The following is a 14,425-nucleotide window of genomic DNA, read 5'->3' as shown; positions in this document are numbered from 1 at the left end:
AAAAAATTAAAGAATCATTAAAAGCGCAATTTGAAATTTGTAGAAATTTTGTAGGTAAAAAAAGTGAAATTTAAAGCTCCATTTATTAAATCGAGTTTTATCCGTGTTCACCCCGTTAGATTAAAGTCTTTGATGTTTCTGGTAAGATGATATCTTTATCTCACGGGGTGAATCCGTGGCTATATTATTTTTTATTTTAAACACGTGGGATTCTTCAATTCCATAGGTATTTATTTTGGCTAACCAAAAACTTTGCTAAAAAAACACAGTTTTGTCGGCTTGTATTACGGACCTCGGGGGATATTCTCTGGAGAAAAGATAAAAAACCCTGAACCGGAAAACCGACTCAGGGTAGTCTCCCATATCCGGAAAGGATATTTGGTGGGACTCATAATTACGAAAATTTAAATTAAAATGCAAGCTTTAAATGATGAACATCACTTCAACTGTGAAATAATTTCAGGAACTGTTAGGAAAATTACCTCACTCGAACTCTCTGCGCCACCGGCTTTGCAAAAGCACCGATGTGAACTTTGAAGCTCTCCCCGGGCTCGCCAAAACCGAAGTCAAAGCGAAACATGTTTACAAAGGGCACCAAAAACCGCAGGCCGAATCCGTAGCCGCCGATAAAATTTTCTTTCTTAAATTCATCGCTTTGATTCCAGGCAATGCCTAAATCAGCAAACGCAGCAAACTGTAATCCTACATCCAGAGTGAGCCCAAACAGGCCTAATACCTTTGGCTCTACCAAAGTAAAGCGGTATTCAGCTGTATTCAAGAATTGATTTTTGCCGTCGCGCGAATCCAGCTCCCAGCCGCGCACGCTGTTGGTACCGCCGATATGAAAATCCTGATGCAGGGGAATTTCATCTCCCACACCACCGGTCCTTAAAGTCACCAGCGAAAACAGAGCCAGGGTGTGGCGATTGATAATTGGCAGGTATCTACGGATATCGATGTCGATCGACCAGAAGTCGCCATCAGCGCCCGGAAAACCGCCGCTTTTGGAAATGGCAACTTCATTCCACCAGCCGGTGTGAGGGTTTGACCATAGGTCGCGGCTGTCGTAACCGAGAAAAAATCCAAGCGTTGGCAGATTGTCCTGATTGCTGCTGGAAAGCGTCCGGCCACTCGAATCACTTTCGATTGAGAGGAAAGAGAGACGCCCGCCGATTCTGCCATTCTCGCCAATGTAGCTGCCGATCGCCAGCATAAATTCCGTGGAGGTTTCATTGAATTGATCGAGTTCATTGAATCTTTGACGTTGAAAGAATTCAAAAGTGTAGGACAAGTGATTGCCGGCGAACCAGGGATTTTCAAGGAAGATACCGATGTTGGTCGCACCGCCAAACCTGGCAAAACCGGTGAAAAAGATGTCGCGTCGCAGCATATTCACAGACTGGAATCCCGCGCCTGCGGCAAAGCCGTTTTCATCTGTGACTTCATAACTAAAAAAAGGCAGGTAAGGAAATATTTCCTGAACTTCAATTTCGAGAGCCACCCCGGCCTCCGCCTCAAGCGGTTGAATTTTGACATAACTAAAAATGTCGAGTTTATCTAACCGCGCGTAGTCCTTGTCGGCATTTACTTTTAAGTAAGGCTCGCCGATTTGCGAAGCCAGCTCCCGGGTGATGATATCGACGTCGGTTCGGCGCGCCCCCGTGATGCGGATTTCTTTCAGGACTTTGCCATAAAGCGTGTCATTTGCCTGGGCATCGATGATTCCCAAAATGAAACTTACCAAGCAAATCACCAGAATGTTCAAAAACCTTGGAATTTTCAAGATTTGGTCCTCCCTGCAATTGAACCTAATTTAACCGCCCGTTGAAAAAAAGCAACTAAAATAATCGAACAAATATTGCAAGTTTTGTTGAGGTTGGGGAAATCATTTTGTAGATTTAACTTAAAACAAAGTCATCCTGGACTTCTGCAAACCCCTTAATTTGTCATTTCGAGCCTTTCGACAAACTCAAGGTAAACTCTGCGAGAAATCTATTTAATTAAGAATATGCGTAAAAAGATTTCTCCCGTTGGTCGAAATGACACAATAGGTCGTTTTGCAAAAGTCTAAAATCACCGAATAAAAGGAGTTCCCGATGGCAATTCAAAATATATCGCCCCAGGAAGCAAAAGATCTATTGGAAAGCGATCAAGATTATGTTTATGTGGACGTGCGCTCTGAATTCGAATTTGAGCAGGGGCACCCGGCGCCCGCAATTAATATTCCAATCAAACAGATGAACCAGTCGTCGCAGATGCTCGAAGATAATCCTGATTTTCTGGAAGTTCTTGAAGCCAACTTTCCTGTGGATGCGAAACTGATCATCGGCTGTGCAGCCGGACCCAGATCAGCGGAGGCCTGCCGGATTTTGGCGCAGCAAGGTTACCAGGATTTAGCCAACGTCGAAGGCGGGTTTGGCGGCATGCGGGATATGTCCGGCACAGTTCTCAAAGAGGGCTGGATGCAATTGGGCTTTCCCGTTGAAAATGGAGATGGCGGCGAAAGAGGTTATTCAGCCTTGAAGAAGAGCAAAGAGTAGTAGCCCGCATTCCATGCGGGCCCGTATGAAATGCGGGCTACCTCTCGAAAACCTTTTCTTGACTTTCTAGCGTGAACGAATTATCTTCATATTAAGATTAAACGACCCCTCTGCTATTAACCCCCCAACATTATCCAATAACATAACGGCACTGAAAATGGCAGATGCTCAAAAATCAAAAAGCATTCCTGACTTGCATAACTTTCAGTGATTTTGTTTGATGCCGAGCCGTCGGCACTTGTTATTTAGAATTTGATATTTGTGATTTCAAATTCTGCCAAAAAAGCTTGTGCTCGAATGCTTTCATCGAGTATGCAGAAAATAACTTGTCAGATACTAAATGGCCGGACGGCACCCAGAAATGGCTGAGCGGCACGGGAAAATCATTCGTGCGCGCCCCAAAATTATCCAGTGTTACCCAAAATTGGTTCAGCGGCACCCAAATGGCGGGCTGGCGGTGGCTGCCATTCGATGTAAACATGTTATTGATGCTCTCCGGTCGTCAACAACAGTCACCTCGAACCCAAAGAGTAAAATGCTCGCTGAGAGATTTACCCTCCTTTCTCTGTCTTATTTTAGAAGGCCGTCAAACCCACTGTTCAACCCAATATGCAGGTGTATGCACACCAAAAACATTAACCAAAGGAGGTTATCATGAAATTCAAATCCATGTTTAGTATCTGGGTGGCATTCTTATTGAGTGTTGCCCTTACAAATGCACAGTCGCAACAGGCTGCTTTTCGCCCGGGAGAAGTGATCGTCAAATTCAAATCTGACGTTTCCACGGCATCGATCGACAGCGTTTTGTCAAATGCGGGGATTCAGATTGCCCGGGAATTTAGTGATATTTCAGTCTACAAGTGTACGATCAGCGGAGGCAAAGCTGTGCACACTGCAGTTGCCGAATGCAATGCAGACCCCAACATTGAATACGCGGAGCCGAACTACATTTATCGTACTTTTAAAACCCCCGACGACCCAAGATTCTCCGACCTGTGGAACCTGACTATAATCTCTGCTCCGGAAGCCTGGGACCTTCAAACCGGAGATCGCACGAACATAGTCGGGGTCATCGATACGGGCGTCGACCTGGATCATGAAGACCTCGAGGCCAATATCTGGATAAATCCAGGCGAAAGCGGCGACGGCAAAGAAAGCAACGGCATCGACGATGACGGCAACGGCTTCATCGATGATTATCGAGGTTGGGACTTCATCAATGATGACAACAATCCGAATGACGACAACGACCATGGCACCCATGTCTCCGGCACTCTTGGCGCTGTTGGCGACAACGGAATCGGCATCGTTGGCGTCAACTGGGAGGTGTCAATTATGGCGCTGAAGTTTTTGGGCGCAGATGGCAGCGGGTCATTGGATGACGCTATTGGGGCGATCCTTTACGCGACCAACAATGGGGCAAAAGTTTTGAGCAACAGTTGGGGAGGAGGAGGGCGCTCCCAGGCACTGGAAGACGCCATTCAGTTTGCAAATGACAATGGTGTCTTGTTTGTCGCAGCAGCCGGAAATGGTGGTGCAGATGGAGTTGGGGATAATAATGATAGTTTTCCTTCCTATCCGGCAAATTATGAAGTGCCAAACGTTATTTCTGTTGCCGCCAGTACCAGCAGTGACGACCTGCCCAGGTTTTCGAATTTCGGCAAAAATTCCGTAGATTTGGCTGCTCCCGGCGCAGACATTCTCAGCACCGTGAGAAACAATCGCTATGAGAGATTTTCCGGTACCTCTATGGCAACTCCGCATGTGAGTGGGGCCGCAGCATTGATTTGGGCGCAATATCCGGGTATTAGCAGCAACCAGGTGAAGATTCGTCTGCTCGGCTCGGTTGATAGAAAGCCCGCCTACACCGGTGAAGTCGCTACCGGCGGCAGACTGAATGTCCATAAAGCCTTGTCGACCAACCCGATCATCTTCACCAGGCGGCTGGACAATACTGAAAACGAAACCGGCCCCTATGTTGTCAATGCAGATATCACGGACGACACCAGCATTTCCTCAGCGCAGCTCACATACCAGGTTTCCGGAGGAACTTCGGCAACAAATGCTATGACCCTGATCGGCAATGGTCTTTACCGCGCTGAGATTCCAGGACAGCCAAAAGGCACGACCATTACCTATTTCGTTAAAGCAGCTGATAGTGACGGCAACGAAACACGCGACAGCAATTTTACTTTTGAAGTTCGGGAAGCAGGCGGCTGTGGGGCTGATGGGGCGGCTGAGATCACATCTATTCAGAATCCCGCTCTACGTACGACAGTCAACGCAACTCTGAATATCATTTTCTTTCTGCTACCGCTATACCTGATTAAAAGTCGTTCTGGCAGAAGAAAAGCATGAAAATTTTCGATAAAACCATTTGACTTTTTCAAATTTATGAGTATATTTGAAATAGAAATTAACCTAGTCGTTGGGTATTCGACCAGGGGAATATTCAACGCGAGTTGGAACCCTGTCTAAAGGAGGTGATCCTATATCTAGTATAGAAATAGGGACCTCCGAAAACGACTGCTAGTCCAGTTAGCTTCAAAATAATCAAACACAGACCTAACTAGGATAGCAAGAGACTTTTCGGAGCTCTCAAACGGCTATAAGCCTCGCTTCTTTTGGAGCGGGGCTTTTTTTTATAAAGCAAGTGTTTGTGTCTTCGAGTGTTCAGGTGTTAAAGCGACCCAATCTCAAACACTTTAACAGGTGAATACTTTAATACTTGAACACTTCTGAAGCGAAAGCTGCTAAAAAATTTCTTTCTTTTGTTGTGACACTTAACTATATTTGAAACTTGAAAATTAAAAATCAACGGAGGTATAAATGATAAAAAAGTCAGTTGAAAAAGCCATCAATGACCAGATAAAAGCTGAGTTTGATTCAGCGTATGTTTACCTTGCCATGTCAGCGTATTGTGAGTCCATGAATTTAGGCGGGTTTGCAACCTGGCTGCGTCTGCAATATGAAGAAGAAATGTCTCATGCTAAGCGGCTGCTTGATTTTGTTCATAACCGCGGCGGGAAAGTTACCTTGCAGGCTATTGCTAAACCGTCGGCAACTTTCGGCAAACCCCTGAATATTTTTAAGGAAGTTTTGAAAAATGAACAAAAAGTTACCGGATTGATAAATAAACTTTATGCACTCGCAATTAAGGAAAATGATTACCCCACCCAGGTCGAGCTGCAGTGGTTTATTTCCGAGCAGGTGGAAGAAGAAAAGACTGCCGGGGATATTCTCGAACAATTAAAAATGGTTGGCGATCACGGCGCCTCGTTGCATCGAATGGACCGGATTTTGGCTAAACGAGGCCTGGAGCAGTAATGATTTTTTACCACAGAGGTTTGAAAAAATCACAAATTTTTTCTCAGTGCTCTCTGAGCCTCTGTGGCAATTTTTAAGGTGGGAGAGTTGAAGGAATGACCAAACTTGTCCTCCTCAGACACGGCGAAAGCGACTGGAACAAGCAGAATAGATTTACCGGTTGGAAAGATGTCGACTTGTCCGAAAAAGGCGTTGGTGAAGCTCAGAAAGCAGGACAAGTTTTAAAAGAGCAAGGCTTTACGTTTGACGTCGCTTTCACCTCTCTGCTCAAACGTGCGATACGAACCCTCTGGCTTACCTTAGATGAGATGGACTTGATGTGGATTCCCGTGCACCGTTCCTGGCGCTTAAACGAACGGCATTACGGCGCCCTGCAGGGATTGAACAAGGCAGAAACCGCACTGAAATATGGAGATGATCAGGTACTTGTTTGGAGGAGAAGCTACGACACCCCCCCGCCCGCTCTCGAAAAATCCAATCCGCATTATCCCGGCAATGACCCGCGTTACGGCGATTTATCTGAGAAAGAACTTCCGCTCACCGAATGCCTGAAAGATACAGTTGCGAGATTTCTTCCTTACTGGCATGAAACCATCGCGCCGACAATTCAATCTGGCAAAAGGGTCATCATCGCGGCCCATGGCAACAGTTTGCGGGCGCTGGTCAAATACCTGGATGAAGTCTCTGAGGAAGAAATTGTCAAGTTAAATATTCCTACCGGAATGCCCCTGGTTTATGAGCTGGACTCTGCTTTAAAGCCGATTAAGCATTATTATCTTGGCGACCCGGAGCAGGTTAAGAAAGCGATGGCAGCGGTTGCCGCCCAGGGCAAAGCGAAGTAGTTTGGACAGAATGAACAAGATACACATGATTTTAATTAAAAAATCCCTGAAATTCTGTCCAAATAATGATTAATCGAATTCACGAACTGGAAAGACTCGCAAGCCCCTTAGAACCTCTGCCGGAAGAACGGGATCACCTCTTTAACAAAGTCAAAAAATATACCGACAAATTCCTAAGCGAAATCTATGAATGCCCGGCCTATGTCGTGACCGAGGACAAAGGCATCGGTCTCTATGACTCGCCAATTTCTGAAACCCCCATCGATATTGACGAAGCCCTGAATCTTCTAAAATACAATGTTGACAGACCCGGTCTGAACCCGGCTTCCGGCGGCCACCTGGGGTACATTCCCGGCGGCGGTATTCCTCATTCGGCTTATGGTGATTTCCTGGCAGCTATAACCAATCGCTACTCGGGCGTTTTCTTTGCCGGGCCTGGAGCCGTGCGCATGGAAAACATGTTGCTGGATTGGATGGCTGAGATCATCGGCTATCCCAAAGGCTCGGTCGGCAATCTAACCTCCGGCGGGAGTGTGGCCAATTTAATCGGCATCGTCACGGCCCGGGATGCCCATAATTTAAAAGCAAAAGATTTGGAAAAGTCGGTCATTTATCTTTCCGAGCAGGTGCACCATTCGGTGGACAAAGCAATTCGCATTGGCGGCCTGAAAGAATGCGTTATCAGATATGTGCCGCTTGACAAAAAATATCGCATGCAAGCCGAAGTTCTCGAGCAAACAATTTTGCAGGATAAGCAAGCCGGTCTGAACCCCTGGCTGGTGGTCGCCTCGGCCGGTACCACGGACACCGGCGCAGTTGACCCGCTCAAAGAAATTGGCGAAATTGCCGAAGCGCACGACCTCTGGTTCCACATCGACGGCGCTTATGGCGCGTTTTTCATTTTATGTGATGAAGCACAAAAAATTTTAAAGGGCATGGAAACCTCGGACTCAATTGTCATGGATCCACATAAGGGCTTATTCTTGCCTTATGGCTCCGGCGCGCTGCTGGTCAAAGACCGCCAAAAACTGCTGGACACCCATTATTACATGCCCAATTATCTTCAGGACACTTTAAACAGCCGCGATGAACTTTCCCCTGCCGACCTTTCTCCGGAGCTCACCAAACATTTCCGGGGGCTTAGACTCTGGCTGCCTTTGAAGCTCCTCGGACTCGCCCCGTTTCGAGCCTGTTTGGAAGAGAAAATCTGGTTGGCACGATATTTTTATGAAAAGGTTCAGGAAATCGGCTTTGAAGTCGGCCCTTACCCCGATCTTTCAGTCGTGACCTATCGCTACACTCCTAAACACGGCGATGTGAACGAATTCAACCAAAAGCTGGTGCAGGAAATTCACCAGGACGGCCGGGTTTTTATTTCCTCCACTATTATCGATGGCAACATTACCCTGCGTTTAGCAGTGCTGGCTTTTCGAACACATTTGAATACCATTGACTTAACGCTGGAGATTTTGAAGGAGAAGGTTAAGCTTTTGGAACGTGCTGATTAAAGAATTCCACTGATAAATTATTATGCCCCTAAAATATTCCACCCAATTAATAGTTTTCCTAAACGACGCTTGAATATAAATCCTTGACAAGTCTTTGAGCAGTCGCTAAATTAAATTCGACTGCCAGAGATAAAAAAACTTAAAACGGAGGGATGAAAACGGACCATAACGATCGTGGTCAATGGAGCTCGAAATTCGGTTTTGTGCTTGCCACTTCAGGCTCCGCTATAGGGCTTGCCAACATTTGGGCCTTTCCTTATCGAACCGGCCAAAACGGCGGCGCTGCTTTTGTATTTGTTTATTTGCTTTGTATCGCTTTTATCTGCCTGCCATTCCTTTTTGCCGAACTTGCGTTAGGCCGGTACAAGCAAAAAAATGTTATCGGTACCATCCGGGCAATCCGGCCGAACGGCCCGTGGCTGGGACTGGGTATTCTGTGTTTAGCCGCTGGTATTTTTATCTTGAGTTTTTATGCAGTGATTGCCGGTTGGAGTTTTGGATTTATCTTCAAAATGTTATTCAATGACGGCAGCCCCTTTCCTGCCTTTGCTTCGAGCCCTCTTCTGAACATCGGTTTACTCCTGATTTTTCTATGCCTCACTATGGCGGTCGTTCATAAAGGGGTGCAATATGGCATTGAGCGCTGGTCAAAAATTTTGATGCCGACACTATTGGTTTTAATGATCGCTCTAATCCTTCATGGCCTGACCCTGCCAGGGGCAGGCGAGGGACTAAAATTCTTTCTCAACCCCGACTTTTCCAAAATCGATGGCAAAGTGATTATGACCGCTATGGGGCAGGCTTTCTTTTCTTTGAGTTTGGGCATCGGCGGAATCCTTACCTACGGTTCCTATCTTTCTAAAAAAGAAAATATCATTTCCGCCGGGATAAGCGTTGCTGTTTTAGACACGGTCATCGCTCTAATGGCCGGCTTGATGATCTTCCCGGCGCTGTTTTCGTTTGGGCAGGCGCCGAATGAAGGGCCGGCGCTCGTGTTTATTATTTTGCCCGAAATCTTCCGGCAGCTTCCTTTTGGGAATATAATTGGCGCCGGATTTTTTGTGATGCTGACGATTGCAGCCTTGACTTCAGCCATTTCAATGCTGGAAATTTCAATCGCTTATTTTGTTGATGAAAAGAACTGGCCACGAAAGAAAATTGTCTGGATTGTCGGCGCTTTTATTTTCATTCTCGGTATTCCCTCGGCGCTTTCCAGCGGGGCCGTTCCGGCATTGACCAGCATCGGAATTTTCGCTGGTAAAAGTTTTTTGGAGATTATGATTTTTCTCTGGTTTGATATTTTCCCGCCCCTCGGCGCGATGTTGTTTTGCATTTTCATCGGCTGGGTCTGGGGCATCGATAAAGCGGTTGCAGAGCTTGCGCAAGGCAGTCCGGGATTTAAACAGAACTTTCTTGGGTTGCCGATTTCCGGTGCAAAACTCTGGGGATTTTTTATAAGATATGTTTGTCCTCTGGCCATTGCAATTATTTGGTATAATGCGATTTAATTTGTAGCCACAAATTTGCACGAATCTGTCACAAATAAAAAATAAAATGATGGATGATGATAAAATAATCTACAATGGAAATATACTCAGCGCAAAACTTCTTAGCCTATTACGAAAAAATTCGCCAGCGCACTTTGCGAGTGATAAACTGCATTCCGCCGGATAAAATCGAGTGGACTTACAAAGAAGGCAAATTCACTTTTGGTGATTTAATCAGACACTTAGCGGCTATAGAAAGATACATGTTTGCAGAAAACTTTCAATTTAAGCCGAGCCGTTACCCCGGTCACAGCAGAGAGTTGGCAGACGGTTATGAAAACATCCTCGATTTCATGAACAGAATGCATGCGGAGACTATGGAATTATTGCCAAGATTAGAGACGAAGATTTGCAGAAAAAATGCACCACCCCGAACGGCACTCCAATCACGGTCTGGAAATGGATGCGCGCCATGATCGAGCATGAAATTCACCACCGCGGCCAAATTTATCTTTACTTATCGATGCTCAATGTTGAGACGCCGCCCCTTTATGGACTGACCTCAGAAGAGGTTTTTGAAAAAAGTGAAAGTTGAGAGTTAAACGCTGAGAGCCGTTCATTAAAAATGGATTTAAAAAACAATTACTGGACCAAGAATTCGGAAACAGTTGACGGCTTTTTTGATCAAAAAGAAATCGCTTTAATTGCATCGCGAATCAAAAGCATTAAAAAAATAGAATGCGCCGTTTTCTGCTCTTTCGAAAGCAGGTTTGCCAAGAGCGGCGGCCTGGCTGCGGTTACTACTAAAATCTTGCCTTATCTGAAAGAAGTCAATAATATTTCAAACGTCATTTTGCTGACCCCGTTTTACCCAAATATTATTCCTGCAAATAAGTTAAAACCCACCGGCCTGTCCATCAAAGTTCCATTCGATAACAAATCACACAAAGCTGAGATTCTAAAATATGTTCAAAATTATAATCATTCGGCCAACGGCTGCATTGAGGAATTTTATTTAAAAGCAGACGGGTTTTTTGCAGCAAGAAATAAGTTAAAAGACCCCTATATTTATTATGAAGAGGCTTCTTTTCCTCTGTCATTCCTCAGTTACTTTATCAACAATCTACTGGGGCTCAGCCGGAAAAAGGCGAAGAAAAACGATGCTGCGCTCACGAAGAATTCACTATTTTTTTGTAAGGCAGCGCCGTTCGTTCTGCAAAAACTCGGATTCGAAAAAAATGTTATCTTTCATTTGCAGGACTGGGAAACGATTCTGATTGCCCTCACTGCCAAAACAGCGATGCTGGACGGCATTTTAGAATCCTGTGCCAGCGTGTGTACACTCCACAACCCGTTCGATTCCGGGTGGCTTAAACTTGATTCTCTGGCAAAGATCTTGGACAGCGAAAGGAGCAAAAAGATCACTGAAAATTTAAAGGACGATTTAACCGCTCACAAAATCGGCCTGAGTCTCGTAGATGGTGCACTTACCACCGTGAGTAAAAACTTCGCAAAAGAGCTGAAGCAGGATATTCTTCACACCGGTCATTTCGCGCCGCATCTACAAAACATATTTGAGAAAAGCAGAATCAAGGGCGTCAATAATGGCATGTTTGTGGATTTTCCGCCTGAGTTCACCGAATTTGCAAAACCGGCTCAGTCGCCTAAGATAAGCAAAGCAAATATCAATCGAGTCCGGAAAACGAAGTTGGAGAAAAGAGTTGTGCTTTTAAAGATTCTCGATGACTACCATCCGCCGCAACGTTTTGGAAAATTGACTTACAGGAACGGGCCTTTGACTCACCTCCCGGAAGATGTGCCGATCATTCTCATGAGCGGCAGGTTGGATCCGAATCAAAAAGGCTTCGATATTTTTTTGCGAGCGATTGACAAATTCAGAGAGGACGAGATAAAAGTTGTTTTATCACCTCTGCCGGTCAGAGAGTCAGATTTAGTCATCTTCCGGAAAGTTGCCAAAAGTTCGCAAGGCAACGTCACTGTTTTTCCAATCAGAATGGAGAAGGGATTTCACGAACTGCAAATCGGCAGTACGTTTGGGCTGATGCCGTCTATTTATGAGCCGTTTGGCGCCGCGATTGAGTACATGGTAAACGGCACACTGGTCATCGCCAGAAAGACCGGCGGCTTAATCGATCAAATTGATCATGAAATCAACGGTTTTTTATTTAAAGAACCCCAGCGAAATTACAACTTGAAAAACATCAAAAGTTTTATGAAAGCAAGCGGCCACATTGAACTGCGCCAGACAAATCCCTGGTGTCAGGATATGGTCGACAGCCTTTACAAGATTTTAAAAAGAGCTATAAAATTATATCAAAAAGAAAATGAAAAATATTATGAAATGGTTCTGAATGGGTTTATGAAAGCACAGAATTTCGATTGGCAAACGAGCGCAAAAGAATATTATTCTGTTTACAAAACCTGACTTGAAAACCGCCTTTAGGTTGTATTGAATACTTCTCTCTGAGGAGTGTAAAAATCAGTGAGCGAAGTGAACGTATTCTTACGATCTATCTCAGCACAGCAAAAATACGTTCCGACTTTTTATTATTAAAAAAATTAAGGAATCGGAAACTGATTTTTGCACTCCTGAAAACCAATTATTTTTTCATTTGAACATGTAAACATGATCAAAACTTGCCCCAACTGCGGTGAAAATTTAACAGGGATTTTCTGCGCCAATTGTGGTCAGAAAGTCAAAAACCTCAATGTCCCTTTTAAAGAGGTTGTTTCTGAAGTTGTAGAAAATACTCTCACGTTCGACTCGCGATTTTTTCGCACCCTGATCCCACTTATTACCAAGCCCGGATTTCTAACTGTTGAGTATAACCTGGGACGACGTTTCCGGTATGTGACGCCGTTTAGACTTTACGTCTTCATCAGTTTTATTCTCTTTTTCATGCTCAGCACCATCGATGTGAAGATTGTAAAATTCACCAAAGGCCCCTCGAAAGAAACTCAGTTAACTGCATCTACACAGGATTCATTAAAGATAACACCCAAAAGACAAGTAGCAGACTCATTAGGAATCGCAGCCAAATCCAAGAAAAAGTTCTTGAAAAAATTGGCCCAGCAGGAAGATAATATAAAACAGATCAATACAGCCGTTGTAAAACGCTTACCGCAACTGATGTTTTTTCTAATGCCGGTTTTTGCCTTGCTTTTAAAATTACTTTATCGGCGATCGGAGCAACTTTATTTGTCGCATTTGATTTTTGCGATTCATTTTCATGCGTTCGTTTTTTTGGTTTTAATTGTAAGGCTTTTGATCTATATTATCACCGAATCACAGCTAAGTGCAGTTTTGCTCGTTTTTATTCCTCTTTACTTATTTCAAGGTTTAAAACGGGTCTATAGCGAAAGTTTTTTTATGAGGCTCATCAAAAGTTTTGTTTTATCCCTTAGTTACTTTTCAATTCTCGCATTTTTATTATTGGTCCTGGTCATCATCACTATCATGTTGTTTTAAGAAAAAATTGTCGTGTTCGAAAATATTATAAATAAGTCTGAAATAAGTTTCAGAACTTGCGAAGAAGTCCGGTCCCTTCTCAAAAAAACCTGTGCAGAAAATTCAGAAGTCGCAGATTTTCAGGAACTCGGCAGCAGCGAGCAAGGCCGTCCGATAGTCGCAGCCATTCTTGGCAACGGCCCCAAAACAGTCAGCCTCATCGCCGGCGCGCATTCCGATGAACCGGTTGGCCCGGAAATGCTGCGTACTTTTATTTTCCAGACCCTCGCGCAAAAAGATCGATTCGCAATGCTCTTTTCGGAATTTAAATTTATTATTGTCCCGCATATCAACCCGGACGGGGAAGCGAAAAATCAAGCCTGGATAAAAAAGTGGCCAAACATCGAAGATTACTTACGGTACGCCTTTCGAGAGCCGCCGGGACGCGATGTGGAATTCGGATACCCGGACATGCGCAAGGAAAATAAAGTGGTTGCGGATTTCTTAAAAGCGCACGCACCGTTTACCATGCATATGAGTCTGCACGGTATGGGCTTTTCGGACGGCGGGTTCTTGCTCATCGAAAAACACTGGATTGACCGTACTCAAAAGCTGCGTGAAAAATATTCTCAAAAAATCTTGGACTCTGGTTTAAAATTACACGACCACGACCGGAACGGAGAAAAAGGATTTCAATATATCGGGCCGGGGTTTACCACAACTCCCGAGGGACAGGCCATGCGAGCTTATTTTGAATCGATTGGCGACGAGCAAACCGTGGCCTTATTTCGCGACAGCTCTATGGAGTTTGTACGAAAATTGGGCGGCGATCCGTTGTGTCTGGTGACCGAGATTCCTTTATTTTATATTGGAAAAGATGTTCCCAATAGTAAAGCCGGAGTGCCGGCGGCTTATTTGGAGTTCAAAGAAAAGGTGCCTGAGTTGAAATTAAAATTAGCGCAGGGAGAATCGATTGCTGCGGCTCTGAATGAGTTGGAAATTAATCCTATCGACCTGAAGTTGCAAATCAAGCTGCAGCTTCGTGCCCTAGAGTTGGGTTTGGAAACGATTGTGAATTAAAAAATTTAAACAAATGTCATTCCGACCCCTTCGACAAGCTCAGGACAGGCTTCGGGAGGAATCTGTTATCCTCTAAAGTGAATTATAAGCCCTCTTTGCTTTACCAGATTTCTCACCCCAATTCTCTTACTACTATACTTTAAAGGAAGAATTTGGGAGATTCGAAATGACA

The 14,425-nt window shown here is 44.7% G+C and carries 11 protein-coding genes and 1 pseudogene; 11 read left to right on the top strand and 1 reads right to left on the bottom strand.

The genetic code is table 11. The features are described from left to right. Positions 1-478 precede the first annotated feature (478 nt). A complete protein-coding gene (locus tag IH879_05320) occupies positions 479-1,783 on the bottom strand; it encodes a BamA/TamA family outer membrane protein (protein ID MCH7674357.1) in 1,305 nt (434 codons plus the stop codon). A 313-nt stretch (positions 1,784-2,096) separates the two neighbouring features. Here IH879_05320 and IH879_05315 point away from each other — a divergent pair, with 313 nt between their 5' ends. The 11 genes and pseudogenes from IH879_05315 (at position 2,097) to IH879_05265 (ending at position 14,253) form a co-directional block, all read left to right on the top strand. Next, a complete protein-coding gene (locus IH879_05315; GenBank protein ID MCH7674356.1) occupies positions 2,097-2,540 on the top strand; it encodes a rhodanese-like domain-containing protein in 444 nt (147 codons plus the stop codon). Between the two features lie 326 nt (positions 2,541-2,866). After that, positions 2,867-3,217, top strand: coding sequence for a hypothetical protein (locus IH879_05310; GenBank protein ID MCH7674355.1), 351 nt, complete (start codon positions 2,867-2,869; stop codon positions 3,215-3,217). After that, positions 3,195-4,898, top strand: a complete 1,704-nt coding sequence (locus tag IH879_05305; GenBank protein ID MCH7674354.1) for a S8 family serine peptidase — start codon at positions 3,195-3,197, stop codon at positions 4,896-4,898. The genes IH879_05310 and IH879_05305 overlap by 23 nt, the downstream gene beginning before the upstream one ends. A 471-nt stretch (positions 4,899-5,369) precedes the next feature. Next, positions 5,370-5,867 carry a ferritin gene (locus IH879_05300; GenBank protein MCH7674353.1) on the top strand — a complete coding sequence of 166 codons (498 nt, stop codon included), beginning with the start codon at positions 5,370-5,372 and terminating at the stop codon, positions 5,865-5,867. A 95-nt stretch (positions 5,868-5,962) separates the two neighbouring features. Beyond that, positions 5,963-6,709 carry a 2,3-diphosphoglycerate-dependent phosphoglycerate mutase gene (gene gpmA, locus IH879_05295; protein MCH7674352.1) on the top strand — a complete coding sequence of 249 codons (747 nt, stop codon included), beginning with the start codon at positions 5,963-5,965 and terminating at the stop codon, positions 6,707-6,709. 65 nt (positions 6,710-6,774) lie between these two features. Further along, entirely contained in the window at positions 6,775-8,217 is a 1,443-nt protein-coding gene (locus IH879_05290) for an aminotransferase class V-fold PLP-dependent enzyme (protein MCH7674351.1), read from the top strand. Positions 8,218-8,369: 152 nt separating this feature from the next. Continuing rightward, positions 8,370-9,725, top strand: a complete 1,356-nt coding sequence (locus IH879_05285) for a sodium-dependent transporter (GenBank protein MCH7674350.1) — start codon at positions 8,370-8,372, stop codon at positions 9,723-9,725. 74 nt (positions 9,726-9,799) lie between these two features. Next, positions 9,800-10,299, top strand: a pseudogene (locus IH879_05280) (DinB family protein). 30 nt (positions 10,300-10,329) lie between these two features. Continuing rightward, positions 10,330-12,150, top strand: a complete 1,821-nt coding sequence (locus IH879_05275) for a glycogen/starch synthase (protein ID MCH7674349.1) — start codon at positions 10,330-10,332, stop codon at positions 12,148-12,150. Positions 12,151-12,351: 201 nt separating this feature from the next. Next, positions 12,352-13,194 carry a DUF3667 domain-containing protein gene (locus IH879_05270; protein MCH7674348.1) on the top strand — a complete coding sequence of 281 codons (843 nt, stop codon included), beginning with the start codon at positions 12,352-12,354 and terminating at the stop codon, positions 13,192-13,194. A 12-nt stretch (positions 13,195-13,206) separates the two neighbouring features. Continuing rightward, the gene (locus IH879_05265) at positions 13,207-14,253 is read left to right on the top strand and encodes a peptidase M14 (GenBank protein MCH7674347.1); all 1,047 of its coding nucleotides are present in this window, start codon (positions 13,207-13,209) and stop codon (positions 14,251-14,253) included. Positions 14,254-14,425: the final 172 nt, after the last annotated feature.

It is taken from the genome of candidate division KSB1 bacterium, from assembly GCA_022562085.1.
GTDB lineage: Bacteria > Zhuqueibacterota > Zhuqueibacteria > Oceanimicrobiales > Oceanimicrobiaceae > Oceanimicrobium.
Note: the sequence above shows the minus strand (reverse complement) of the source record. Positions and strands in the feature narration are given on the sequence as shown.

Bases quoted from the DNA above. Each gene is read 5' to 3' on its own strand.
- IH879_05315 (MCH7674356.1), top strand. From the start codon at position 2,097: ATGGCAATTCAAAATATATCGCCCCAGGAAGCAAAAGATCTATTGGAA.
- IH879_05305 (MCH7674354.1), top strand. From the start codon at position 3,195: ATGAAATTCAAATCCATGTTTAGTATCTGGGTGGCATTCTTATTGAGT.
- IH879_05300 (MCH7674353.1), top strand. From the start codon at position 5,370: ATGATAAAAAAGTCAGTTGAAAAAGCCATCAATGACCAGATAAAAGCT.
- gpmA (MCH7674352.1), top strand. From the start codon at position 5,963: ATGACCAAACTTGTCCTCCTCAGACACGGCGAAAGCGACTGGAACAAG.
- IH879_05290 (MCH7674351.1), top strand. From the start codon at position 6,775: ATGATTAATCGAATTCACGAACTGGAAAGACTCGCAAGCCCCTTAGAA.
- IH879_05285 (MCH7674350.1), top strand. From the start codon at position 8,370: ATGAAAACGGACCATAACGATCGTGGTCAATGGAGCTCGAAATTCGGT.
- IH879_05275 (MCH7674349.1), top strand. From the start codon at position 10,330: ATGGATTTAAAAAACAATTACTGGACCAAGAATTCGGAAACAGTTGAC.
- IH879_05270 (MCH7674348.1), top strand. From the start codon at position 12,352: ATGATCAAAACTTGCCCCAACTGCGGTGAAAATTTAACAGGGATTTTC.